This is a genomic window from Shewanella frigidimarina NCIMB 400, assembly GCF_000014705.1.
GTDB lineage: Bacteria > Pseudomonadota > Gammaproteobacteria > Enterobacterales > Shewanellaceae > Shewanella > Shewanella frigidimarina.
In genome coordinates, this window is sequence record NC_008345.1 from 579081 (window position 1) to 603929 (window position 24849).

General features: G+C 41.5%; 18 protein-coding genes. 11 read left to right on the forward strand and 7 right to left on the reverse strand.

Features of this window, described 5'->3' with window-relative positions:
• Positions 1–65 precede the first annotated feature (65 nt).
• Positions 66–1598 (reverse strand): flavocytochrome c, encoded by a 1533-nt coding sequence (locus SFRI_RS02635; protein ID WP_011635999.1) that lies wholly within the window; start codon positions 1596–1598, stop codon positions 66–68.
• A 923-nt stretch (positions 1599–2521) separates the two neighbouring features.
• Between SFRI_RS02635 and SFRI_RS02640 the strand changes: the two genes are divergently transcribed.
• Positions 2522–3220 (forward strand): hypothetical protein, encoded by a 699-nt coding sequence (locus SFRI_RS02640; RefSeq protein ID WP_011636000.1) that lies wholly within the window; start codon positions 2522–2524, stop codon positions 3218–3220.
• 102 nt (positions 3221–3322) lie between these two features.
• On the opposite strand, the gene SFRI_RS02645 is transcribed toward SFRI_RS02640, so the two are convergent.
• From SFRI_RS02645 to SFRI_RS02665, 5 genes are all read right to left on the reverse strand, one after another.
• Positions 3323–6961: a S8 family serine peptidase gene (locus SFRI_RS02645; protein ID WP_011636001.1), complete on the reverse strand. Its 3639-nt coding sequence runs from the start codon at positions 6959–6961 to the stop codon at positions 3323–3325.
• Positions 6962–7253: 292 nt separating this feature from the next.
• Entirely contained in the window at positions 7254–7715 is a 462-nt protein-coding gene (gene asnC / locus SFRI_RS02650; protein ID WP_011636002.1) for a transcriptional regulator AsnC, read from the reverse strand.
• A gap of 100 nt (positions 7716–7815) precedes the next feature.
• A complete protein-coding gene (gene rluA, locus SFRI_RS02655) occupies positions 7816–8493 on the reverse strand; it encodes a bifunctional tRNA pseudouridine(32) synthase/23S rRNA pseudouridine(746) synthase RluA (RefSeq protein ID WP_011636003.1) in 678 nt (225 codons plus the stop codon).
• A gap of 94 nt (positions 8494–8587) precedes the next feature.
• On the reverse strand, positions 8588–8878 hold the full coding sequence (locus SFRI_RS02660) for a hypothetical protein (RefSeq protein ID WP_011636004.1): 291 nt from the start codon (positions 8876–8878) through the stop codon (positions 8588–8590).
• Between the two features lie 32 nt (positions 8879–8910).
• Complete coding sequence (locus tag SFRI_RS02665) at positions 8911–9330, reverse strand: hypothetical protein (protein ID WP_011636005.1); 420 nt, start codon at positions 9328–9330, stop codon at positions 8911–8913.
• 576 nt (positions 9331–9906) lie between these two features.
• Between SFRI_RS02665 and SFRI_RS02670 the strand changes: the two genes are divergently transcribed.
• Together SFRI_RS02670 and SFRI_RS02675 are read left to right on the forward strand one after the other, a co-directional pair.
• Entirely contained in the window at positions 9907–10896 is a 990-nt protein-coding gene (locus tag SFRI_RS02670; RefSeq protein WP_011636006.1) for a 2-hydroxyacid dehydrogenase, read from the forward strand.
• 100 nt (positions 10897–10996) lie between these two features.
• The gene (locus SFRI_RS02675) at positions 10997–11734 is read left to right on the forward strand and encodes a dienelactone hydrolase family protein (protein WP_011636007.1); all 738 of its coding nucleotides are present in this window, start codon (positions 10997–10999) and stop codon (positions 11732–11734) included.
• Positions 11735–11803: 69 nt separating this feature from the next.
• On the opposite strand, the gene SFRI_RS02680 is transcribed toward SFRI_RS02675, so the two are convergent.
• Entirely contained in the window at positions 11804–12343 is a 540-nt protein-coding gene (locus SFRI_RS02680; RefSeq protein WP_011636008.1) for a mechanosensitive ion channel domain-containing protein, read from the reverse strand.
• A 151-nt stretch (positions 12344–12494) separates the two neighbouring features.
• On the opposite strand from SFRI_RS02680, the gene SFRI_RS02685 reads away from it, so the two are divergent.
• The 8 genes from SFRI_RS02685 to SFRI_RS02720 all read left to right on the forward strand — a co-directional run bounded on the left by SFRI_RS02685 (position 12495) and on the right by SFRI_RS02720 (position 24704).
• Complete coding sequence (locus SFRI_RS02685) at positions 12495–13238, forward strand: spermidine synthase (RefSeq protein ID WP_011636009.1); 744 nt, start codon at positions 12495–12497, stop codon at positions 13236–13238.
• 220 nt (positions 13239–13458) lie between these two features.
• Positions 13459–14028, forward strand: a complete 570-nt coding sequence (gene ahpC, locus SFRI_RS02690) for an alkyl hydroperoxide reductase subunit C (RefSeq protein ID WP_011636010.1) — start codon at positions 13459–13461, stop codon at positions 14026–14028.
• Positions 14029–14140: 112 nt separating this feature from the next.
• Positions 14141–15706, forward strand: coding sequence for an alkyl hydroperoxide reductase subunit F (gene ahpF, locus SFRI_RS02695; protein ID WP_011636011.1), 1566 nt, complete (start codon positions 14141–14143; stop codon positions 15704–15706).
• A 447-nt stretch (positions 15707–16153) separates the two neighbouring features.
• On the forward strand, positions 16154–17773 hold the full coding sequence (locus tag SFRI_RS02700; protein ID WP_011636012.1) for a methyl-accepting chemotaxis protein: 1620 nt from the start codon (positions 16154–16156) through the stop codon (positions 17771–17773).
• A gap of 349 nt (positions 17774–18122) precedes the next feature.
• A complete protein-coding gene (locus SFRI_RS02705) occupies positions 18123–21842 on the forward strand; it encodes an ATP-binding protein (RefSeq protein WP_049763508.1) in 3720 nt (1239 codons plus the stop codon).
• Complete coding sequence (locus tag SFRI_RS02710; protein ID WP_011636014.1) at positions 21842–22495, forward strand: condensin complex protein MksE; 654 nt, start codon at positions 21842–21844, stop codon at positions 22493–22495. Before SFRI_RS02705 ends, SFRI_RS02710 begins: the two co-directional genes overlap by 1 nt.
• Positions 22492–23712, forward strand: coding sequence for a hypothetical protein (locus SFRI_RS02715; RefSeq protein WP_011636015.1), 1221 nt, complete (start codon positions 22492–22494; stop codon positions 23710–23712). The genes SFRI_RS02710 and SFRI_RS02715 overlap by 4 nt, the downstream gene beginning before the upstream one ends.
• On the forward strand, positions 23700–24704 hold the full coding sequence (locus SFRI_RS02720; protein ID WP_011636016.1) for a DUF7281 domain-containing protein: 1005 nt from the start codon (positions 23700–23702) through the stop codon (positions 24702–24704). Before SFRI_RS02715 ends, SFRI_RS02720 begins: the two co-directional genes overlap by 13 nt.
• Positions 24705–24849 lie beyond the last annotated feature (145 nt).

Genomic DNA, 24849 nt, shown 5'->3' on the forward strand with positions numbered 1-24849 from the left:
ATTTTTCTCTTTCATAAGTTCATCAATATTCGTCGACTGGGCATTTTGCCCAGTCGTTATAGTTGTTATGCTTTTGCTACATTTTTACCGGCAATACGACCAAACACGATGCAGTCGGGAATGGCTACAGTACCTAGGCGACAAGCACCATGCGTACCCCCAGTAGATTCACCACATGCAAACAATCCTGGAATGGTTTCTCGTGTGGCAATGTTGATGACTCTTGCTTCTGTATCGATTTCAACACCGCCCATTGTGTGATGTGCTTTAGGCCATAAACGAACAGCATAGAAAGGTGCTTCGACAATTGGTTGCTGATTCATTGAGAACGGTTTATTAAACTCAGGGTCATTTTTTGCTAAAACATAGCTGTTATAACGTTGTATTTGTGCCTCTAGCGTTTTAGCCGACATATTATAGTGAGCAGCTAGGGCTTGAATGGTGTCAAAGGTATGTACTACTTTTCGATCAAGTAGCTTAGGCATAACATGCATAGAAGCTTTGACTCCTTTTGCATCACAAATCGCGACGGCGACATTACCGGTTTTGATAATGGCATCGGCACGCACTTTACGGTCAGCAAGTTCGTCAACAAAACGTTCACTGGTTTCAGGATTAACCATCACCCCGTGAGTAAAGGCTGAGTAAGCAGCGAAAATAGGAGCAAGACCAAAGCCTTTTTCATCTGGTGAAGCCCATGGCCCTAATTGGATCCAAGAAAGTTGCACTGGATTTGCGCCAACACGGATCATTTCTTTTAAACATTCAGAAGTGGCTCCCATGTGATTTGTTGTTGCAAGCTCTTCTGTTAATCTAGGATCTTGGGATGAGCGATAAACCACGTCGGTAGCAAAGCCACCAGATGCCATTACAACGCCTTTATTGGCTTTGATGAAATGTGTTGCAGTAGAGTTTTCTTTACCAGGCTTGAATTTAGTGATCACCTCAAGTCCTACAATTCTGCCTTCTTTATTGCTTATTAGGCGTTTTACGAAGACTTTCTTTTTGAGTGGGATACCTAGTTCTTTTGCTTTTTCTAACATTGGGTGCACGATACCTGAACCAGATTGGTTATAAGTGGTATGTGTTCTTGGGATTGAGTGCCCGCCGAATTGTGCGAGTTTTTCTTTGAATTTCACACCAAGATAATCTCGGCACCATTCAAATGCATCGTTAGATTGTTCGGCAACCATACGTGCTTGTTTAGGGTAGTTAAGACCAAGACCCGCTTTATACATATCAGCAAGCATTGCATCAACAGAGTCTGTTACACCATTGGCTTTTTGAATATCACTGCCGACGACGGCCATACCGCCACCATTGATGGTTGAGTTGCCACCAGGAACAGGCATTTTTTCAAGTACCACAACTGATGATTTAGCATTTTTAGCTTCGATGGCGGCAGATAAACCTGCAAATCCACTACCGACAACAACGACATCATAGGTCTCATCCCATTTATCTGGTAATGACGTGCAGCTTGACTCTGTTTTGGCAGAAGCAAAGCCGGATAAAGCTAATCCAGCTGTTGCGGTAGTAATACTGGTTGCTTTTAAAAAGTGGCGTCTTGATAGATTTGTTTTAGTGTCTGTACTCATTATCGTCCCCTTAATATTAATGATTTTTAAACGAGGTGAATATTTACCTATTAACCTGTTTATTCATTTTCTTGTTTGAAAATGTAAGCATTAAAGTAAGAGCATGTAATGTGCCAGTTATTTTTTGTTTTTAATTAATTGATTTGTTTAGGTAAAGTTATAATGTGTGATGTTGGTTACTGTATTGTTGAGAATTAATTTCTCACAATAATGTATCGAGGGTTTTACTTATAATTGATACAGATCACGCCTTTGTTTTGCTGACAAGCCGTATAGGCGCTTCTATAGCGAGCTTATTGAATCTTGATACAACACTGCTTAGTGGAGCAACGGATTGTGAGATATCATTTATTATTCCAAGTTGAGGCCAACTATCAGGCAAACGGTTATCGCTTTAAATAAGTTAAGAGGAAAGTTAGGACTGTAGTGTTTACCACAAACTATGTCGGCAGTTATGAGTGGGAAGTGATACTCGTGGTGGTACTGATAAAACCTATCTTTTGTGTCCATGCTTTTAAAATGTGAAGCTTCTTGGATAGTCAGTCAGCTTGTTAGCATGGATAACTGATCATGAGGGGGCGTAGTGATTTTGCTAATAAAGTTAACATGCAGAGTTAGGGGCGGAATAAAAGGTGTGAATCATTATAGATTTTCTTAGTCATATCTAATTCTATTACTATTCAAGATAAAATGTGATTTGTTTCATTTATGAGCTAAATTTATATTATATAAACAAAGTTTAATATAATTGTTAATATATTTTATTTTTAATAAAGCATTATAAATCATGTCTTTATATTTATTTAGTTCTCTATCGATACGACATGGTTTGTTTTTGCACGTATACAGTATTGCGATTGTACATGTTGGGTATTAGTTTGACCTGTCTTCGTCACTTTTGACGCTTATAAGAAGGAGTTTCCATGCAAGCACAATTTAATGTTCAAATTGGTTCTTTTCGTAAAATCAATAAGATCCCGAATGCTTGGTCAAATGAAGACTACCTTCAGTTGATGGCTATTATGGGCTTAGATGATGGCCTAGAAGGAATGGAGGCTACCGAACTTAGAGAAATGTGCATGATGTCTCTAAATGATTTAGAGGCCAATGAAGCCGCTAAAATCGTCTTGACGCATTTATTCAGTGAATTGACTGAAGGGAAAATTGATCAATTAAGTAATGACATGATCGGTGACAGAATGTGGGAAGAATATTCTGATTGCTTGCTCCATGAAGGTTTTTTTAGCGCTTATGCCTTATTGAGAGAAGCATTTAATGGTGTTTTTGCCGAGCCTACCGGTGTTGAGTTTATGGTTAATGTCACAGCAGCTGACGCAGCAGAGCTAACTATTTTTGATGAATCATTACATGCATCAATGGTACGTCTTCTCGCATCTGGGCTATCTCCCGATGCGCTCTTACATCGATTATATGAAGACCAAATTACCGGTACGCAATTTCCAGAAGCCTTAGGGATATTGTGGAAGCTAGAATTAGTATCAAGTGAAGGTTTATCTCGTCAGTTTAAGATGGTGAGTTCAGATTTCTGGTTTGGGAAATTGGCGAATGTAGAGCAGTTTGAAGCTTCTGCTCATGCTGATGAATCGGATGAAAATGAATAACTAACGCTACCTAGTTTCATATTTTTATCCCATAAAAAAACCAGCTGATAACAGCTGGTTTTTTCTTATATTAATTTGGCAATGCCAAATTAATGATTACTATTATGAGTGCTTACGACGACGTAATGCAGCTAATGGAACTAATAGTGCAGTTAACCAACCCATAGAACCACCAGAAGATTTCTCTTCTTTCTTGGTGACTGTAATAGTTGCTGTACCAGCAGCACTCTCTAAACGAGTATCTGAAGCCGTTACTGAGAACTTAATGGTATTATTACCTGATGGTGCAGTAAAGCTAATAGCTGGACCGCCATTACCAAACGCAACAGTAGGACCACTTGTTTGAACCCAGTTATACGTTAGGGTATCACCGTCAGCATCTTTACCATTGGCTTTAGCTGTAACAACAAAACCTTCAGTACTAGTCATGCCTGTAGGCGCAACAGTTGGTTGAGTGTTGTTAATCATTACAGAAACCGTAGCAGGCTCTGAGCGATTACCCATGGTATCAATAGCAATAACTTGTGCTTCCATTGTTTCGCTCATTTGGTCGATAACAGCTGTAGCACTTAGGCTGACTTTACCTTTGCTGTCGATCATGAACATGCTTGAGTTTGAGCTCATAACAATAAATTCAGACACTGGGCTGGTTAGCATATCAGGGTCAGTAGCAATTACTTGACCAAGTTCAGTACCTGCAGCTGCACCTTTGTCTACATAAACGACTAAGTCTTCAACCGTAGGTGCTACGTTGCCTTCATCAGTAGTGTTGGCAACGACTGACATTGAGCCGCTATCAGACAGTAGCATGTAACCTAAAGAGTTATTGCCAACTTCATTTATAAGTATAGCGCTTTCGCCAGGCTTAAGTTCAGTTACTGGCTCACCTTCAGCATCAACTAATCCAGCAGTTGCATCTGAACCTACTAATGCTAAAGTTGCTTCAATTTCGTCGCCAGTACCTGTAGATGTTGGTTCCCAGTCAGATTCTTCGACACGGAAGCGTACACCAATAGTTGTACCAAGATCCGCAGCTGTTAGGCCGATATCTTCGAAACAAGCTTTGGTTGTTAAGAAGTCATTACCAGTTACATGGTAAGCAGGTGAGAAAGCTCCATTACCTGTTCCATAAGCCATAACAAAACCATAAAGAGCTCGAGGATATGTAACTGCATCATTGCTGAACCAGTCTAGGTTGATTGTTGTAGCCGTGTAATCATAAACACCATCATTATCTAGATCATAATCAACGTTATAGCTAGCAACTAAACCATGTACAATTGGATCGCGCATTTGGAAGGTGTTCCAAATTGCAATTCCTTCATCACATGTCGCACTACCTGTTAATTCACTCGATGCATTGAGTAAGTCATGGCGTTTAGTCATGTCTTTCGGGCTAGTCGCAGTCAATGGTGCACTAAATGGGTCAGTGATTGAAGTTGCACCTACGTTAGTCAACGTTCTTACAATACCGTCAGCGGTTACTTCTGTTGATACTGATGCAGCTGCAGCGGCTTTTGGTAGAATATGATAAACAACATTTAAAGCTTGTTCTTCACCATCCATAAACTTAATCGCACCGTCATATTCAGATAAGGTTAGCGCATCTGAAGCTTCAAGTGCGGTACCACTCAGTTCATATGATGAGTCTAATGTCCATTCAGGTAGTTTTGTTGGATCAATTGTGACAGTCACGTCAAACGTTTTAGTTTGCCCTGCAGGAATTTTGATACTTGCTGGCATATCAAATGTGACAGCCGCTGAATCGATATCATTCTGGAAGCGTTGTTCTGCCATTAATGTGTAAGTTTTCGCTTCTGCAGAGAAGTTTTTCACCGAAATAGTTTTAGTCATAGATGATGTTTCACTTAGTGAAACAAGACCAAATGCTAAAGCTGCTTGCATAGTCGCTTTGTCATAAGCAATAACTGGTAGATTGATTGATTTCTCAATATCAACAAGACCAGCACCGATATAGCTGATTGGCGCTAATTCAGCGTCTGCATTTAATTCAATAGGCTCAACCGTGACATTTAAGTTAGCTGCGTTCATCATTGTCGCTTTAATTTCTAGCGCGCTACGATTTGGCAAAGCTTCTTTTACTATACTCATTGCACCAGCCGTAATTGGGCTAGAGAATGAAGTGCCGCTGATAGGAGACAAACCGTCGCCAAGACCTGGGTGTGCAGTCATAATTGACGTACCAGGAGCTGTAATTTCAGGCTTTAATGTACCAGCAATAGAAGGGCCGCGTGATGTAAACGTAGCAATGGCACCAGCAGTAGTGACTTCTACAGATGTAATAGAGAAGGCTACATCACCTTTTGCTATTTCCGCTTTTAGAGCATCACCTTCTTCTTTAGAAATCATTACAGATGGAATTGTAACTAGAGGATCTGAACCGCCCATTGTGGATGCACCAGCACCAGCAGCATTATTTGCAACAATAACAAAAGGTGCGCCTTTGGCTTGGGCATTAAGTACTTTGCTCGTAAAGTTACAAGCGCCGCGATCAATAATAGGAATTTGACCGCTAAAATCTACGTCACTAGCAAATGCAGTACAGCCGTTCAAATTGGATGTAGGCACGACTAATTTTGCTGTAGTGCTATCGAAAGAGTAAGTATTTGTAGTATTGAAACCCGCGGCAACCGCTGTTAACTCAACACCTGCGGCCGTCGCGTCAACTTTACCAACGGGGGTGGCCGGATGAGTCATTGCGCCAACAGATAATGCATTAACTGATGTACTTGGACCACCAACAACAAATGGTGTCGCGCCATCGTTACCAGCAGAAATAACTAGGTTTACGCCTAGTTCAACCATTTCATCAATTAGCTCTTGTACTGCACCGCCTTTAGTATCACCAAAGTCACCACCTAATGACATGTTAACCGTGTTAACACGGTCAGAAATATCGCCATCATTGTTTGGATCCATTGCTGCTTCTAACGCATAAAGCTGAGCAAGACCTGGACAACCAGAATTACATACAGAGTAAACATACAATTCGACATCTGGCGCTATACCAACAACTGAATGGCTAACATGAGTACCGTGGTTTGTATCAACATCAATTGGATTTGGATCGTTATTGATGAAATCGTAACCACCGACAATTTTGCCTTGTGGCCAGTTTGGCATGTCAGCTTGAGCAGCAACTGCTGCTTCATAGTCAGCAACAAGACCTGAACCGCCTAATGATTTATGGGTGTAATCAACGCCTGTGTCTAATACCGCTACTTTTTGTCCTTTACCTGAAGCAATTCCAGCTTCAATAACTGCGGTAGCACCAATGTAATCAGCGCTATCAGCAACATCTAGCTCGTAATCGTAAATAGGTAAAATATCTGCAACGTCTGAATTCTTTAGTAAAGATATTAATTGTTTTTTATCTGCTTTTACTAAAATAGCGTTAACTAATTTTGACGTTTGACCAACTACTTGTATATCAGCATCCAAGCCGTCAATTGCGCTTAAAACGCGTGATTGAGACTCTTTAACTGATACAGTTGCTTGAACTGACGATACTTTAGATAAACGTGATTGTTGTGATACTGAGGGAGTATTTAGCTTGATCATCCAAGCTGAAACTGTTGACTGTTTTTCTGTTTTGGTTGCTTTTATGCCAGCATACTCGCTGTTGACACGGTCGGTAGTGTTGTATTTATTTGCAGGCTCTGCAAAGCAAGTTCCTGATATTAGTGCTGCTGAAATGGCTAGGGCTAATTTTGTCTTCACAACTTCTTCCTTGTTTTTAGACACCACTCAATCTGAGGGGGATATCGCTGTAACACGATGAATATTAAGTGATGGTGTTTATAATATTTTCGGTTTTTTGCTGCACTCTATGGCGCATCAGTAGCATTTGTAGCACAAAGATTTAACAAAAGTAACACTGTAACTTAAAAAGTCGGCAATTAATTGTTAATAAGTATGTGCTGGTTTGTGATTGACGTTGTGTTATTCACTAGTGGGAGTTGACAATTTAGGGGTTGATGCAGGGCTTGAGGGCTACTTAGCCCTCCATGATCTATGGCTTTACAGATCTTACGATGGGATTTTGTAGGCTAATAAGTGTTTCAGTAGACTGGATTTCATCAATAGATTGAATACGATTAATCAGCACATGCTGCAATCCATCGATAGATTGGCACATTACCTTTACAAATACCGAGTAATTTCCGGTGGTGTAATACGCTTCCACTACTTCTTCTAATTCATTTAGCTTGGCAATAGCAGCGGGATAATCGCCAGCACTCTTCAAGTTGATACCGATAAAACAGCAAACATCATAACCGAGCGCTTTGGGGTTTACGGTAATTTGCGCACCAGTAATAATGCCAGCTTGTTTCATTTTTTCAACGCGAACATGAATCGTCCCTGCACTGACATTAAAACGTTTCGCCAGTTCCGCAAAAGGTGTTCTGGCGTCTTGCATAAGTGCGGTGAGAATATGATTGTCTAATTCATCACGTTGAAATGAGCTATCCACTGTATAAAGCCTAATAAACCATTAATTGGCCATAAATTTACGACTTTCATTGCATAATAGCTACTAAAATTAGCATGGTTATTAACAATGTTTAATTTTGTTATTGATCCGCCGTTGGAGTCATGAACGTGACGGGTGACTCAAAATGCATTACTTGCTGAGAGTAAGGATGAGTTATCGATAATGCCGCTGCATGAAGGAGTAATCTAGGTGATAAGCTTTTTGCTAAAGGATCGGCATAAAATCCATCACCCAGAATAGGGTGGCCTAATGCCATCATATGAACTCGAAGCTGATGTGAGCGTCCAGTAATAGGAGTGAGTTTGACTAATGTAGACTTAGCACCATAGCTCACGACTTCAACTAACGTCACCGAAGGCTTACCAACTGTGTGGTCGACTTTTTGTTTGGGTCTATTAGGCCAATCACAAATTAGTGGTAAATCGACTTTCGAGATATTGGATTTCATATGACCAGCCACTCGAGCAAAATAGGTTTTGGCTGTTTCTCTATCACGAAATTGACGTTTTAATTCTCGTTCAGCACTGCGCCGTAGTGCGACGACAATGACTCCAGAGGTTGCCATGTCTAATCGGTGCACAATTTGTGCATTTGGATGTTCAGCTAAAACTCGAGAATAAATACTGTCATGGTAAATAGCTTCTCTTCCAGGAACCGAAAGTAGTCCAGAGGGCTTGTTTGCGACCAGAATATCCTTGTCTTGATACACAATATCTAACCAAGGGGTGGTAGGTGGGGTGTAAATGAAATCAGCCATAGTTGCTCTCGTGAGTCAATTCGCGGCAAAGATACCGCTAGGGCTTATGATGTGCAAGTATAGAATGGTATTGCTGGGAGACTAAAATAACGATTTAAGAGAATGCATTACCGTTGACGTGCATGATGGTGAATGTCCACACTACAAATGCGAGTGGGATATGTACCAACGCATAAAAGCATTGATCAAGACGGCTCATGCCTTTTGCTTGCCAAATTAAATATAGATGCGCACCAATAACTGTCGGAAATAGCGCTAACAATGGATAAAGTGAAAATGGACTGGCATCAGTAAAAATGGCATGAGTCATCAACGCCCAAACTACCATCAAAGCGGTAGTCATTGGCGGCATAGCAACGCGATATTGATCTGGGTAAGGGAACATCCCATGTCCTTAAAGTCATCTGTTGTGGCGTATTAGCCTTTTATTTCTTTTTTGCTCTGAATCACTTTTCGATGAACTACCGAGTAATGGCGTAATCCAGCAGGTCCGTGAGATACAATAACAGATAATAAAATAATAAAGATGACTAATTCAGAATGACACTGACTTATTTGAATAAAAAAACCTAGCAATATCACTTTTAGTAGGGTTAACACTCCTTTGAGTTGTATCAGCCAGCGCCAATCTCTAATGATTTCCCAACTCATTAGTAATACACCGGATATGATTGCAACAAGCCAATAATTCAACCATAGAGATAACTCAAGATTAAATATTATGCCACCACCACTGCCCACTACACCAATAATATGTAGTGCTCTGAGTGCAGTTTTGCTTATCCGTTCAATCCAAAATCGACGGTCTGATACTGGCAAGTTTTTTTTCTGATTCATAGTTTCGTTGTTAGATTAACATTGCGATAACACTAGCAATGTTAACTCGTGAAAACAGTGATGGGTACAGCAATTCTTCTCATTCTCAATAGTGATTATTCAATTTATTAAGTTAACGCCGTAAATAGATATTCTTTGCCATGTGTTCTTGCAATTTTTGTATAGCTTAAGAAGTTAATTCTCTCTTGAGTATTCGCGGATCGTGAGAAGAGAATATGTTGATGTAAGAATGCAATCTACACTCGTTATTTTAGCTTTTGGCGGTATCACAGGAATAGTGAATGCGGCTCCAGATAACTTGGCTGAATCCATGTTGATATGGTTAAGATATGGATGATGTTTATAACGTCAATAAGTTGTTTTTTTATTGGCATTATAAGCAAACTATACAGTAGAGTGATTATTGTTGTTGCTATTCACAAGGCCTAGCCTGGATCACAATTTCATCTTTATCCCGTGTGATATTGACGACAATAACTGTTAATTCACATACAATTAACTTCTGTTTTGAGCGCGACTATTGCGGTAAATCGTTGTAAACGATCGCGATAGCGCCATTAACGCATTTGGAGCCTTATGAGAATTGGATTTTTTAGCGCAAAGCCTTACGACATCCGCCATTTCAATAGTATTAACGAAACCTTTAAGGTTGATATTGAATTCTTTGATTACCGACTTTGCATGCAAAACGTAAAATTAGCAGAAGGCTATGAAGTTGTGTGTGCGTTCGTCAACGACTCTTTATGTGAAGAAGTGTTAGTTGAGTTGGCAAAAGGCGGTACAAAAATTATTGCCATGCGTTGTGCCGGTTTCAATAATGTTGATTTAATCGCTGCCGAGCGACTCGGTATGAAAGTCGTTAATGTACCAGCATATTCACCTGAGTCAGTTGCCGAGCATTCGGTGGCCTTAATGTTGACCTTAAATCGTAAAATTCATAAAGCTTACCAACGTACCCGTGACGCCAATTTTGCTTTATCGGGTCTTGTCGGTTTTAACATGTTTGGCAAAACCGTTGGGGTGATTGGTACTGGTAAAATTGGTTTGGCGACCATTAAAATTTTGCTCGGCTTTGGCTGTAAAGTGATCGCCCACGATCCTTATCCAAACCAAGCGGTAATTGACCTAGGTGTTGAATATGTCGATTTAAATACCTTATACCCACAATGCGATATCATTAGTTTGCATTGCCCGTTGACCAAAGATAATCATCATTTACTCAACAAGGTCAGTTTTAGCCAAATGAAGCAAGGCGTGATGGTGATAAATACCAGCCGCGGCGGATTACTTGATGCATTTGATGCCATGGAAGCGTTAAAAGATGGCCAAATTGGCTCGTTAGGGCTAGATGTATACGAAAATGAAAAAGGATTATTTTTCGAAGATAAATCAAATGAGATTATTCAAGATGATATCTTCCGTCGCTTGTCTGCTTGTCATAATGTGATTTTTACTGGTCACCAAGCCTTTTTAACTGAAGAAGCATTAAATGCGATAGCCTCAACAACATTAACTAATGTGACGCAGTTGACCACTGGGCAAACTTGTAATAATGAGCTGTTTTAATTCGCATGGGTTAACCTGAATACTTACGAGTTCATAAACTATAATCACATTCTGTCCAGCCTGATAAAGATTAGGCGCAGAGCAAAATAAATGGAACATTATGATTACAACAACAGAAATCCACGACATTAAAACGGCTACGGGCTTAATGCGTACCACGCTTTATCGTCCAGACACTAAAGGCCAATTTGCGACCATTATTTTCTACTCAGAAATATTTCAGCAAACCGCGCCTATTGCTCGCTCGGCGGCAATCTTAGCTGGTCATGGTTTTGTTGTATTAGTACCAGAAGTGTTTCATGAGCTAAATCCTATCGGAACCGTGTTGGCGTATGACGAAGCTGGTAAAGATAAAGGTAATGCAGACAAGTGGGCCAAGCCTTTGGAACATCATGATAGTGACACTTGTGCGTTAGTTGACTTTGCACGGGCACAGTCATTTTGCAACGACAAAGTCGGAGCTATGGGCGTTTGTATCGGTGGTCACTTAGCTTACCGCACCGCACTTAATCCAGACATCAGCGGTGCTTTTTGTTTATACCCAACCGACATTCATTCAAACACATTACCTTGCCAAGAAGGTAATGACTCACTGAGTCGCACTGGCGATATAAAAGGCGAGTTAGTGATGGTGTTTGGTAAGCAAGACCCGCATGTTAGTAAAGAAGGGCGAAAGCTTATTTACCAAAAGCTTGAACAGGTAAATGCAAACTTTACTTGGCAAGAGGTCAATGCACAGCATGCCTTTATGCGTGATGAAGGCGAGCGTTACGATGCTGCTTTGGCTTTGCAAATGTACTTACAAGCTGTGGCATTTTTTCACAGAGTGTTAAACTAGCTATGTAAGATACAATCAAAAAGGCGCTAAATGCGCCTTTTTTGTGTCTGAATATGCGGGAAATAACGGTTATTTACGTTTAGGTATCACACGTTTTATCGGCTGTACTTTCTTTGCTGGCATTTCATTTGGCAGTTTTATAACCCCTTTTTGTAATAGCAGGCTGTTGGGGTAAGTCATCACGTCACCGGACTCGCGTTTAATTAAAATGTGAAATAATGCGATTTCTACAATCACCCCAGACATGTCCTCGTCTTTTTCAACAATTCTAATTCTGTCGCCAATGCGATACGGAAAAGCAAAAAATATTAGTACCCCAGCGGTAATGTTACTGAGGATTGACCACTGGGCAAATAATGCCACGCCTAAAACGGCAAACGCCGAAGAGACAAATAACGATACCTCTTGATAACCTAACCCGAGCGATATCGCCATGATTGAGATTGTGACAAAAAACATAAAGTAAGAAATAAGCCGAGTCACTAAGCGACTGCGCACTTCGTTAACCTGTTTTTTCTCAGCTTGTTGCCTAATCCATTTACTCACTTGGCGCTGAGGAAACAAAAATACCGCTAAATACACAATACACATCAGCAACTGGTTAAGCATGTAAATTCCCTGTCGAATAATGAAGGCCAATAAATTCTATCATCAGTAATAAATTGGCTAATAAGGCTCGGACTTGGTACTTCATTCTGAGGTACAATGCGGTTTTATTGCTTGCTTAATAATGATTGCAAGCCAGCCAACAGAGTGAAGTATGTCCGATTATAAAGTATTGCATGTCGACAGTGATAGTGTTGGTGATTTTTGTGTGCTCGATGATGGTGATTTTAGAGTGTTATCTTTTGGAGATAACGACGAGCAAAGCAAAATGGATAAAGCCCAACCACATGTGCCGCAGCATACTTATGTTCAGGCAATGCTTGCGGTATTATTATTTACTCAACCTAAAAGTGTGATTATTTTAGGCTTAGGCGGCGGAGCATTAGTCCACTCGCTTCGACATGTTGATGCCGCGATTAAAATTACTGCAGTAGAGTTACGAGAAAGGGTAATTGAGGTAGCCAAACGATTTTTTCAATTGCCACTGGGTAAAAAATTGAACTTAGTTCATCAAGATGCCAATGTCTTTTTGGCCAATGCAGAACACAAAAAAGTCGATGTCGTTTTTGCCGATATATACAGTAACAAAGGTGTCGATAAGCAACAGCTATCAACGCTATTTATTGGTCAGGCAAAGCAACTTTTAAAAACGGATGGTTTTTTAGTGCTTAATTGTTGGAAAGAGCATAGCCGTGACACCCAACTGCGTGACACTCTTTATAGCCATTTTACCCATGTTTATGCTTGTTTAACTGGCGGTGGTAATTGGGTTGTATATGCCACTAATGGTCATACTGGGTTTGCCGCCGCGAACAATAAGCAAGCCTTACAAGCATTATCGCAAAAGCTCGATACCAACATCAGCCGCGTATTAACTCGTTTTGGTATTTGGGAATAACTCACCTTGATAATAGAACGTTGCTCATTACGACGTTCTGTTTTATTGATTAACATTAAGTTCAATATGAAAAATCGATTAAGGTGATAGTTTTTATCCGTTATACTTAATTCATCTCCATCGCTATTATGATTCACATCAGATGACGAGCACATGTTCATCATCACCGACACCACATGGTATCGGGTTAACGTAAATCTTAATTCCAATGGAGCATGACATGACACAATCTATCATCAACAGCACTATCAAACCTTTCAAAGCAACAGCATTCCACAATGGTGCTTTCGTTGAAGTTACAGAGCAAGATTTATTAGGCAAGTGGGCAGTAGTATTTTTCTACCCAGCTGACTTCACTTTCGTATGTCCAACTGAATTAGGCGACATGGCTGATCATTATGAGAAGCTACAGGCAATGGGCGTTGAAGTTTACTCAGTATCAACTGACACTCACTTTACTCATAAAGCTTGGCATTCAAGTTCAGACACAATCGGTAAAATTACTTACCCAATGATAGGTGACCCAACTGGCGCAATCACTCGCAACTTTGGTGTGATGATTGAAGAAGACGGTTTAGCCCTACGTGGTACTTTCGTTATCAACCCTGAAGGCCAAGTTAAAGTAGCTGAAATTCATGACCTAGGTATTGGCCGCAGCGCTTCTGAACTAGTTCGTAAGATTCAAGCTGCACAATATGTTGCAACTCACGATGGCGAAGTATGTCCAGCTAAATGGCAGCCTGGTGAAGAAACATTAGCTCCTTCAATTGACCTAGTCGGTAAAATCTAACCGCTAAGTTCACCCTTAGGTTAGTAATATCATCTCCAGCTAGTCGGTGTTCCCCCGGCACTGACTAGCACTTTTAAACTCATCGATTATTCCCCATTTTTTAGGAGTTGTTATGTTAGATGCGAATGTAAAAAATCAACTGAAAACCTATCTGCAAAACCTCAAGCGCCCAGTTGAACTTGTCGTATCTGCAGATGACTCAAACAAAGGCAAAGAATTAACCAGCCTAGCCCAAGACATTGTTGACTCATCAGACTTAGTTTCAGTCACGTATCAGCAAGGCAAGCGCACACCAAGCATGAGTGTGATTAACCCACAAGCTGCAACCAACATAACCTTTGCTGGATTGCCAATGGGCCATGAATTTACCTCACTGGTGTTGGCGTTATTACACAGCGGCGGACATCCGATTAAGTTGGATGCGGATATCATTGAACAAATCCGTCAGCTACCTGGTGAATTCCATTTTGAAACCTATATTTCGTTAAGTTGCCAAACCTGTCCAGAAGTGATCCAAGCACTGAATATGATGGCGGCAATTAACCCCAATATTACTAACGTGATGATTGACGGTGCGCTTTTCCAACAGGAAGTCAGCGATCGCAATATCATGTCAGTTCCATCAGTATTTTTAAACGGCGAAGCCTTCTCTGTCGGTGCCATTAGCGTTGTTGAAGTACTGAATAAATTAGATAAAAATGCTGCGGGCAGACAAGCCGAACAATTAAACCAAAAATCAGTTTTTGATATGTTAGTGGTTGGCGGCGGCCCAGCTGGTGCAGCCGCGGCAATTTATTCTGCTCGTAAAGGCTTAAACACCGGTATTGTTGCCGATAAATTTGGCGGACAAGTCGCCGAAACAGTAGGTATTGAGAACTTTATTTCAGTGTCTAAAACTGAAGGTCCTAAACTAGTTGCTAACCTTGAAGCCCACGTTAAAGATTATGACGTCGACATTATGCAAAACCAACGGGCGTTGAGTTTAGCTAAAAATGGCCTGTTTGATGTGACCCTAGAAAGTGGCGCAACCCTAAGCAGTAAAACGATAATCTTGGCAACGGGTGCACGTTGGAGAGAAATGAACGTCCCAGGTGAGCAAGAATACCGTAATAAAGGTGTAGCGTATTGTCCACACTGTGACGGCCCATTGTTTAAAGGTAAACGTGTTGCGGTTATCGGTGGTGGCAACTCAGGAATTGAAGCGGCTATCGATTTAGCCAATATCGTTGAACACGTCACCGTACTTGAGTTTGACAGTAAGTTACGTGCCGATGAAGTGCTACAGCGCAAAGCTAAATCAATGGGTAACATCACGATTATTACCCAAGCGATGACCACAGAAGTAAAAGGTGATGGTATCCGCGTAACCAGTTTGATCTACACCGATCGTGCAACAGGTGAAAGCAATACCGTTACCTTAGCCGGTATCTTTGTGCAAATTGGTTTAGTGCCCAATACTGAATGGTTAAAAGGTGTGGTTGATATGACACCTCGTGGCGAGATTATTGTCGATGAGCGTGGTCAAACCTCAATTCCAGGGGTATTCGCCGCAGGTGATGTAACCAATACCCCGTTTAAGCAAATTATTATCGCTATGGGTAGCGGCGCAACAGCATCACTGGGTGCATTTGATTATCTGATCAGACATTCAGAAGAAGAGGATGTAAAAGCTGCATAGCAGATTGTAAGATTTGTTATATGTGGTTTTATTTCAACCACCGAATAAGAATAGCCTGCATTTTTGTGGGCTATTTTTTTGTTTATTCATTTACAATTTTTCATCGTAGGGATTGGCAGTTTATCAATAACTGATAAAGAAATTGATATATTAGAAAAGTTTCAAGTATATTGGACTTAGGTCGATAGCCTTTACGTACATATAGACATAGATAGTCATTTACGCATGAGCTTTATTTCGTTAGAAAGTATTTTTATAACAATAAAATAGTACCAGCTATGGTGAATTGACTAAAGATTGATGTGAAGCGGTATCCGTAGCAACACAATAAACAACCTCAAGGATTGAGACTAGGCATCACAGTTCTCAATAGCAATATCTCAGTAGCTGTATTGATAAGCTCTACATTGGTTTTATCTTCATTTGATTATCGCTTGGGGGCGGAATATGAATTGGTTTAGTAACATGTCAATCTTTAAAAAGGTTGGATTGATTTTTGTGTTATCGGTTATTATTTTTGCCGTTAACCTTGGTATCAGCACTGTTGCGATTAATAAAAATCGTGACACCTTGTCTTTCATGGAAACCAAGGTGGCACACCGGGTTGAACTTGCAAATCAAAATGTCATTTATGTACAACGCTTAGATGAGTTATATACTCAAGCGGTATCGTTTGCAGATGAAGATTTACTTGAGAACGCCAATAAAACGTTTGTTTCACTTAACGATAATTTAACCGACTTATCAACTACCGATCAGCAAGAAACTGCAGTTTTATCGCAATTATCTAACAACCTCAATGAATACAATACCATGACACTATCATTGGCTAGAGGCATGCTTGATGGCACGATCGATATGGCAGATGTGGGACAAATTAGTCAGAAAAAAGCTAAGATTTTCGATAAACTGACCAACGGAATTACTGTTTATAAAGCCGACAAAGTGGATGAGTTTAGCTCTACCATTAAAGAAGCTGGCGACCGTTCAGAGCAAAGTTTATATCTTTCATTTAGCATCGGTATCGCATTATTGGTATTTATGGCACTTGCTACCATTTCTATTGCACGTGCCATCAGTGGTTCTGCTGGTGATGTGGCAAACTCATTGGGTGAGTTAGCAGATGGTAAAGGTAACTTACGCCACCAATTGACGGTTGCAGGTACTGATGAACTGGGGCAAGTATCGAGTAATTTTAACCGTTTTTTACGTTTATTAGCTGACTCTATTCAACGTGTAGTCAGTGTAACCAGTCCATTATTAGACAGTGCGTCATCGCTAAAAGAACGTATGGCTGTAGCGACTAAGGCAACCAAGCAACAAAGCCACGATGCTAAAGCCGTGCATATGTCGATGGAAGAAATGCGCCACTCGGTGAATGACATTTCACATAGTGCCCAGCAAGCGGCAGAAGCTGCGCAAGTTGCTGAACGAGAAGCGACGGAGGGCTTGGCTGTAGTACAACGTACAGTGAGAATTTCACAAGAACTTAACTCCGGTATTGAGCTGGCATCTAACTCCATTCATGAATTAGCCAAAGATACCGAAAGTGTTGGCTCTATTTTGAACGTAATTACCTCTATTGCAGATCAAACAAACTTATTGGCGTTAAATGCCGCTATTGAAGCAGCTAGAGCGGGTGAGCATGGGCGAGGTTTTGCCGTTGTTGCTGATGAAGTTCGTGCACTTGCTTCTAAAACGGCAGACGCGACTAAAGAAATTCGTGGTGTACTAGAGAAGCTTAAAATCGCAGCTGAATCATCGGTAAGTACTATGGATGTGGCGATTACTAAGTCATCAGAAAACGAACGTTATGCTAAAGATACCGGTGAAGTATTAAGCTCAATTCAATCTAAAATTGTCAGTATTAATAGTATGAATACTCATATTGCTTCAGCCACTGAACAGCAATCTTTGGTTGCTGCACATGTGGCGAATAATGTGGTTGAAATGAATGCATCATTTGAACAAACATTGGGTATTCTTGCAGAAGTGCAGGGCATTTCAGAAGGATTAGATGGTTTTGCTAATGAGCTTAACCACGCTACCTCACAGTTTAAATTGTAATATTGCTGACAACTCAGATCCAAATGTGAGTGGTACACCATAAAAAAACGCACAGAGAAATCTGTGCGTTTTTTATTTTATCCCGAACCAAAAAGCCTTCTGCTCCGCAGTGTTTATCCTCTCTGCCTGACGACATATGTTGCACATAAACAGTTTCTGGCTGTTTGCTGCATTGTTAGCCGCCATTTTTGAATTATTTAGCGTATTATAAAGCCAATTTTTGTGGGGGAAAATTGCCTCCAGCCTGCGTTTGTTTTACTTTATTTAAATTGAATAAATAGACGTTATTTTTTCATCCGTATTTTGCTTCTTTGTCACTGCAATGTGAGCTGTTTGGAAAAGGATTATCATGCCAAGCTTGATTAGAATCGTGTTAATTAATACCCACCTACCAGGTGTGGTCGAACTGTTATTAAATGGTCACACTAATATTTGTGGTACCAATGCCTCTGGTAAAACAACCTTACAACGGTTAGTGCCGGTATTTTATGGCGAGTACCCTAGCCGTGTTGTGCCGTCAACGCGTGACAGTTTCGAACGTTGGTATTTACCCCATGACTCAAGCTACATTATCTATGAATATCAAAAAGATGATGGTTTACTTTATCAAGCGGTTTTAGCATCAGCGGGTGACGGTAAAGGGGTAAATTACCGCTTTATTGGCCGTGCTTTTGAGTTAGAGCATTATATTAAGTCGCGTAATGGCGACACCATCATTTGTCATTCAATGGCAGGGTTGGGCCGTGAAGTAAAACGTGATGGCGTAGCCCATACAAACTTGTTAAACACTCGCGAGTTTCGAGCGATCATCCAGAACGATCGTAGCTTATTAAATACCGGCAGTAACCGCAATGAGCTGCGGACTTACGCGCGTCAGTTCTCGTTGTGTGACGGCGAACATAGCTTGCGTCATATCGAAAAACTCGCTAAAGCCGTGCACTCGAAAGAGGGCAAAATGGAAACGGTTAAATCAATGATCGCGGCCATTTTAGAAGAAGATGGGGTAAACCCACCGACGTCTAGACTGAATCCACAACGAGTAGAAACGTGGATCCGTGAAAGTCAGCTGGTGCAAGGTTTTGAACAAATCCGCCCCGAATACGAAAAGCTCGAACAAGAATTTAATCAGCTATTAAGCGCCGAGTTACGCTTAGCCAGTTTATCGCGCGGTTATCGCGCTGACGAAACCTTAGAAGCTGAGCGCCAAGATCGTAACCAAACTCATGGTAAAGAACTAAACCTCAAGTTGCGCTTATTAGATGATGAGTGGAAAGATGTTCGTGATGAGTTAAACCAGGAATTATCTGCCGCTAAAGGTGACGCTGGCAAGTTTGAAGATGAACTCAATGCCATTGAAGACCAGCATGCTGCCTTTTTAGATGCCGACATTGAACAAGCCAAAGCTGATTTAGATAATTTGCCTAATTGGCGCAGTGATGTTGAGAACCTTAACGAGCGTCATAAATTACAAACCGAAAAACACCAAGATATTGAAGCCGCCTTTAATGCCCGCCGTAGTAAAATTGCTGAGCAATTACATCGCGAACTTGAAACGCTACATCTTGAGCAAGACACCCAACGTGAAGCGCGTGATAAGCAACGTGAGCTTGCCAATGACGATATCGCTAAACTAGAGCTGCAATGGCGTGAACAAACTGATGCTGGTAAAGCTAAATTTAGCGAACAAGAATATCAACTTAAATTAACCGCTGCCGAGCTTAAGCATCAAGTTGATGGTGTGACTTACACCGAAGATGAAAAAATGCGCTTAGCGATTTTCGATGAGCGTATAAGTCTAGCTGATGAAGAGCAAGAAACCTGTAATCAAAAGGTCGATCGTTTAACCACAGAAGAGCGTAAACAACGGGCCAAGCGCGACCAAGCTAACGAAGCGCTGCGTATATCCAGCATTCGCGTTAGTGACCGAGAAAATGCCAAAGAAGAACTGCACCATATGTTGTTCCCACAGTCGCATACCTTATTGGAGTTTTTGCGTAAAGAAGCCCACGGTTGGGAGCACACCTTTGGTAAAGTTATCGCGCCAGAGTTGTTGCATCGCAGCGATCTACACCCAAGCCTAACCAAAGACAGCAGTGAAGCATTATTTGGGGTTAACCTCGATCTTAAAGCCATTGATGTACCTGAGTATGCCGCTACAGAGCAAGATTTACGTATTCGTTTAGCCAAAGCAGAAGAAGCACTAAAAAGTGCGCAAGAAATGCATGCCGAAGCGGAAGATCAACTGGTTGCTATGAATACGGCGCTCGATAACATCACCCGCGAACTGACCTTTGCCCGTACAGCGTACAAGAATAGCCGTGAAGATTTACGCCGTGTGTTTGACGAGAAGCGTAACGAACAACAAAAAATCAATCAAGCTGTGGCAGATCGTAAAGTCGATTCGAGCAAGCGATTAGTACAACTTGATAATGAACTTAAGCTGCTTAGCAATCAGCACCTTGGTTGGTTAAGCGAGCAAAAAGAGCAGGCGCTTGAAGCGCGCATGGAAAAAAATGCCTATTGGCAAGAAGTGGTCGGCGCCATTGATAATCAATTAGGCCAGATTAAAGCCAATATTGAACAACGCCGTGCAAATGCAAAAACCGAGCAAAAAGCAGGTGAAACTTGGTACAAAAATGAGCTTAAATCACGTGGTGTTGATGAAGGCACCATTTTGGCGCTTAAAAAACAGATCCGCGATCTTGAAGCCTGCATCAGTAATGCAGAACAACGCCGCAGTGAAGTGCTGCGTTTTGATGATTGGTATCAACATACCTGGCTTGTTCGAAAGCCTAAAGTGCAAACTCAATTAACTGATGTTAAGCGCGCTACGCTGGAATTGGAGCAACTGCTAAAAGCGAAAACGGCAGAAATAAAACACCGAAGAGACAGTTTAGAAACCGAACGTAAAGCCTGTGATGCCGCCCAAGTAGAGGCGTCTGAAAACCTCACTAAGCTGCGTGCAGTGATGCGCAAGTTAGCTGAGCTCAAATTGCCAGCTAATAACGATGAAGCGATGGGCAGCATTGGCGAGCGTTTGCGCCAAGGCGAAGATTTATTGCTAAAGCGTGACTACTTAATGGGTTCTGTTAAACAATATGTTGAACACTTTGACTCGGTCATTGCCAGTAAATCAGGTTCAAGTTTGGCCGAATTTTGGGAGCGGGCCCGTGATGAGTCTAGCTTTGTTAACGACAAAGGTATTCGTCTACTCGACTATCGCAAGTTAGTGCCACAGCTTGAGCAGTTATTGAATGTGATGGTGCCGCAATCGTTAATGGCAATTCGCGAACAAGGGCGTATTTTTGGTATTGATTTAACGGCGTTCTATGACGTGTTAACCGATATTGACCGCCGTATTGCCAGCCAAAGCGCGCGTATTACCCGTGAAGTGGGTGAAGAATTATTCCTCGAAGGAGTATCAGAGTCGGCTGTGCGAATTCGCTCTCGCATCAGCGAACTGGAATTTTGGCCTGAACTTGAAGTGTTTGTTAAAGCCTTTAAAGCGTGGAAAGCAGATGGTTTCAGCCTACTACCGGACGAGCATTACACTAACTCAATGCGCCGTGCATTAGACATTATTGGCCGTGCGGCATTAACCGGCGGTATTGCGAAACTGTTAGAAATCGAACTGCGTTTAAAAGAAGGTAACAGCGACTTAATTATTCGTACCGACCGTCAGTTAAACGAGTCTTCAAGTCATGGTATGGCTTACCTTATTTTATGTAAGTTTTTATTGGCCTTCACCCGTTTATTGCGCGGCAAAGCCAATGTCACTATCCATTGGCCAATTGATGAGTTAGGTACGCTGCATCACACTAACGTGAAGAAAATCTTCGATGCCTGTGAGAACAACAATATCAGTGTATTAGGGGCTTTCCCAAATCCTGAATCTGAAGTGCTAAGTCTATTTGCTAACCGTTACATTATTAATAAGCAAACTAAAAAGCTGCAGGTCGTTAAACCTAAAGCCAACCCGTTAGCGGCCCGTTTATCGCAACGTAACACTAAAACCGAAATGCCTACGGCGGAAATGACTCGCGCTGAAACTGCTAAGGAGCACATCTAATGTCTGAATCGACTGAAACTACCTTAGTAGGTACTGGCGCATTAATAGAGCAATTGTTGCGTGGTGAGTTTATTTGCCGAGTGACCAATGAAGACGGTTGGCGGGCATTAAAAAACAACAGCACTCGCGACAGAGTTGAAACCTACCTTAACCAAATTAATCGCACCATTGCCAGTGCTGGTGAGGGTGAAGTCTTTTTTTGCGGTTATTTGCAGCTAGGCGAGGTTGAGCGCAAAGTTATTTCATCGCAATTTAAAGATATTTGCTCAGGCCTTATTCCATTAGTGGAATGGCTAGTATTAGTGCAAGAAGCCAGTGGTCAAGATGCTCCGCTGAGCGAAGGCGCGCCGATCCGCTTAACCGATTTACAAGCGCGTATTGAAGACACGCCAGCCTTTAGAGAGCAACTCACTAAGTTGAGCCATTACCGATTATTCGGTTCAAGCAGTACTAACGTTGACGGCCAAATTAAGTTGGTGTTTAAGCGCTTAGTGGAACTGGGTTATTTAACCAAACCCAATAGTGAAAAACAGATTTATATCGCCACGGGTAAGTTAGATTATCTATACGAAGTTATCCGCTTTATTGATGAGACCGAAGGCTTAAGTCTTGAGGCTCAGGCAGAAACCGCGACCCAAAGGGACTTGATATGAGCAGTAACTTACACCAAGCTGGGGTAAAGCTGCTCAAACAACTTGGGCGCCATGCCGATGTTGTCATGGATGCATATTTGGCTGGGTCGATTAACGATACAGCCCATGATGCTGGCGTTATCGAAAAACTGAAAAAAAGTGGCATTTTATGGCGACCAGAACCGGATCAAGAACTGCGCTTAAAGCGTTCGGTGCGGGCATTATTGGAAGAAGCATTAAGCGACGAACGTAATCGACAGATTGATGCCAACGTCGGCTCAGCGCTAGCGACAATAAAAACCTTAGCCGATCATTATAAAGAAGCGCGCCGTGATGTGGATTTCAGTGCTGCAGAAGCCTATTTAGCCGATTTAAATGAACATGTGTACAGCTTTACCGACAGTTTACGTTATTCAATCCGGGTGTTATGGAGCCGAATTAATAACGAATTTGGTTATGTTGGGACTATAAGTGCCAAAATTCGCGAAAACGAATTAGCCCAAAGCCAGGTGTCAGAGCTGCTAAACGGCTTAGAAATGTTTCAATTTAGCGAGTTAGGTGAAATTGCTGGTGATATCCGTGAATTGCGCCGTTTGTTGATGACCAGCTTGCAAGAAACCTTAAGTCAATGTACTCAAGAGTTGAGTATTGTCCAAGCGAGATTGTATGAGTTACTAGGGCGATTTAGGCAAATACAAGGGCGCACCCGATTACTAAAAGGTTGGTTACTGCACACCAACATGCATCCTGATTATCAACCTGAAAACCATGTAGTGCATAAAGCGGTGCCGGTATTATTTAATTGTGCTGAAGCGCTGATAGCCCCTGCAAGTGTTGATGTGTCAAACCCTCATCACGAACTAGAGCTGATGGGGTTAGTGGCACAAGTTAAAGCCATTAGTCGCGACTCGTTACCTGCGGTACTTCGTGAGCACAACGTGACCTTTGAAATGGGCGACCGTGAGGATTTCGATATCCCTGAAAATCCCCTTAAAATAGCCGTGGATGAATATTTTTGTGAAGTGATTGATTCTGGTTTACGTCAATCGGCATTAAGCTATTTGCAAGAGAAGCAATTAACATGGGATGCCGAAAGTTGGCTTTATCAAGTCATTGGCGGTTATGAAGGTTTAGCCGATGAGCATAAAAATTACTTTGAGCTTGAACCGATAGGTAAACCTGATCCGGTTTATAGCGGTAACTTTATCATTAACGATGTTGAGTTATGGCTAGCTTAAGCAAAAGACAGTTACAGCTAATGGAACACGCGGCAAAGCAGCGCTTGCCGCGAGTGAAGTTCACTGCCGATTGGAACAAGTTGTATCAGTTGTGGCAAATAGGTGAGACCGATGGAACTGACAAATACTTGTATTTGACTGCAAACGATTATGTTTTACTGCGTAACATGGCCCAAATTGATTCGGGCTTAGATATTCTGGCCCTTGATTTTGATGTGCCCCGCCAACAGATGTCACAACTTAGCGCTAATGAAAAATACGCTAACATCAGCCCTGAAGCTGACTATGTATTAATTAAGCTAGCGCCTAGTTTATCTCAAGACCAAGTGACTGATTTAGCGCCAGGTTCCGTTGCCGATTTATTATCTGTACATAATTGTTCACTGCGATTAAAGGTCGACAGTGCGATTGCGCTTTGTCAGCAACTCAATCTAACGAACCTCATCGTGGTAGAGAACCTCGACAGTTTTGATCACTTTTTTGCTAATTCATTTACCCCAGATTTACAGGTCATCATTAATAACTGTATGGTGTTATACCGTGGTAGTCATGACTATTCGCCAGCAGGTCGAAAGCGTTTTTTACACTTACTTCAACCACTCAACATCAATGTAATTAGCTTTACTGACCTTGACCCTGCAGGATTAATGATTGCTAATACCCTTGAGTCTTGCAGCAGCATTATAGTGCCGCAACTTGCGCTAGAGTCGCCTGATAAGTTATTAGCGTTAGCCCAGACAAATTCGACGGATGATTTTCATAAACAACACAAGCAATGGGCTTACCTTAATAACTTACATCGAGATGCACATTCTGGCGAACAATCAAAGTCTCTATCTGCTTATCAATCTTCCTCTCAATCAATAAAATACAGCTCGCAGTGGTTAGCGTTAGTGCAATGGCTCGGACAACATTGCGTGAGCATTAAACAACAACATATGTTAGCCAAATCCATGTCACTGACGTTGCTTAATATCCACTGTTCAGAATAAAACCACTCTTCATAATAAAACCACTGTGCAGAATAAAAAAAACACTACGCTGATTGAGCCAGCTAACCCCATTTATTAAACAGAGTCGAGCTCACTTAATCAGCAAGTAAAACCTTCAAATTGATTGTTACTCTCGTTGTCGGCT

Coding starts and splice junctions, on each gene's coding strand:
- ahpF (WP_011636011.1), top strand. CDS start 14,141: ATGTTAGATGCGAATGTAAAAAATCAACTGAAAACCTATCTGCAAAAC.
- SFRI_RS02710 (WP_011636014.1), top strand. CDS start 21,842: ATGTCTGAATCGACTGAAACTACCTTAGTAGGTACTGGCGCATTAATA.
- SFRI_RS02675 (WP_011636007.1), top strand. CDS start 10,997: ATGATTACAACAACAGAAATCCACGACATTAAAACGGCTACGGGCTTA.
- SFRI_RS02665 (WP_011636005.1), bottom strand. CDS start 9,330: ATGAATCAGAAAAAAAACTTGCCAGTATCAGACCGTCGATTTTGGATT.
- SFRI_RS02635 (WP_011635999.1), bottom strand. CDS start 1,598: ATGAGTACAGACACTAAAACAAATCTATCAAGACGCCACTTTTTAAAA.
- SFRI_RS02640 (WP_011636000.1), top strand. CDS start 2,522: ATGCAAGCACAATTTAATGTTCAAATTGGTTCTTTTCGTAAAATCAAT.
- rluA (WP_011636003.1), bottom strand. CDS start 8,493: ATGGCTGATTTCATTTACACCCCACCTACCACCCCTTGGTTAGATATT.
- SFRI_RS02660 (WP_011636004.1), bottom strand. CDS start 8,878: ATGTTCCCTTACCCAGATCAATATCGCGTTGCTATGCCGCCAATGACT.
- SFRI_RS02670 (WP_011636006.1), top strand. CDS start 9,907: ATGAGAATTGGATTTTTTAGCGCAAAGCCTTACGACATCCGCCATTTC.
- SFRI_RS02680 (WP_011636008.1), bottom strand. CDS start 12,343: ATGCTTAACCAGTTGCTGATGTGTATTGTGTATTTAGCGGTATTTTTG.
- SFRI_RS02700 (WP_011636012.1), top strand. CDS start 16,154: ATGAATTGGTTTAGTAACATGTCAATCTTTAAAAAGGTTGGATTGATT.
- SFRI_RS02720 (WP_011636016.1), top strand. CDS start 23,700: ATGGCTAGCTTAAGCAAAAGACAGTTACAGCTAATGGAACACGCGGCA.
- SFRI_RS02705 (WP_049763508.1), top strand. CDS start 18,123: ATGCCAAGCTTGATTAGAATCGTGTTAATTAATACCCACCTACCAGGT.
- SFRI_RS02685 (WP_011636009.1), top strand. CDS start 12,495: ATGTCCGATTATAAAGTATTGCATGTCGACAGTGATAGTGTTGGTGAT.
- SFRI_RS02715 (WP_011636015.1), top strand. CDS start 22,492: ATGAGCAGTAACTTACACCAAGCTGGGGTAAAGCTGCTCAAACAACTT.
- ahpC (WP_011636010.1), top strand. CDS start 13,459: ATGACACAATCTATCATCAACAGCACTATCAAACCTTTCAAAGCAACA.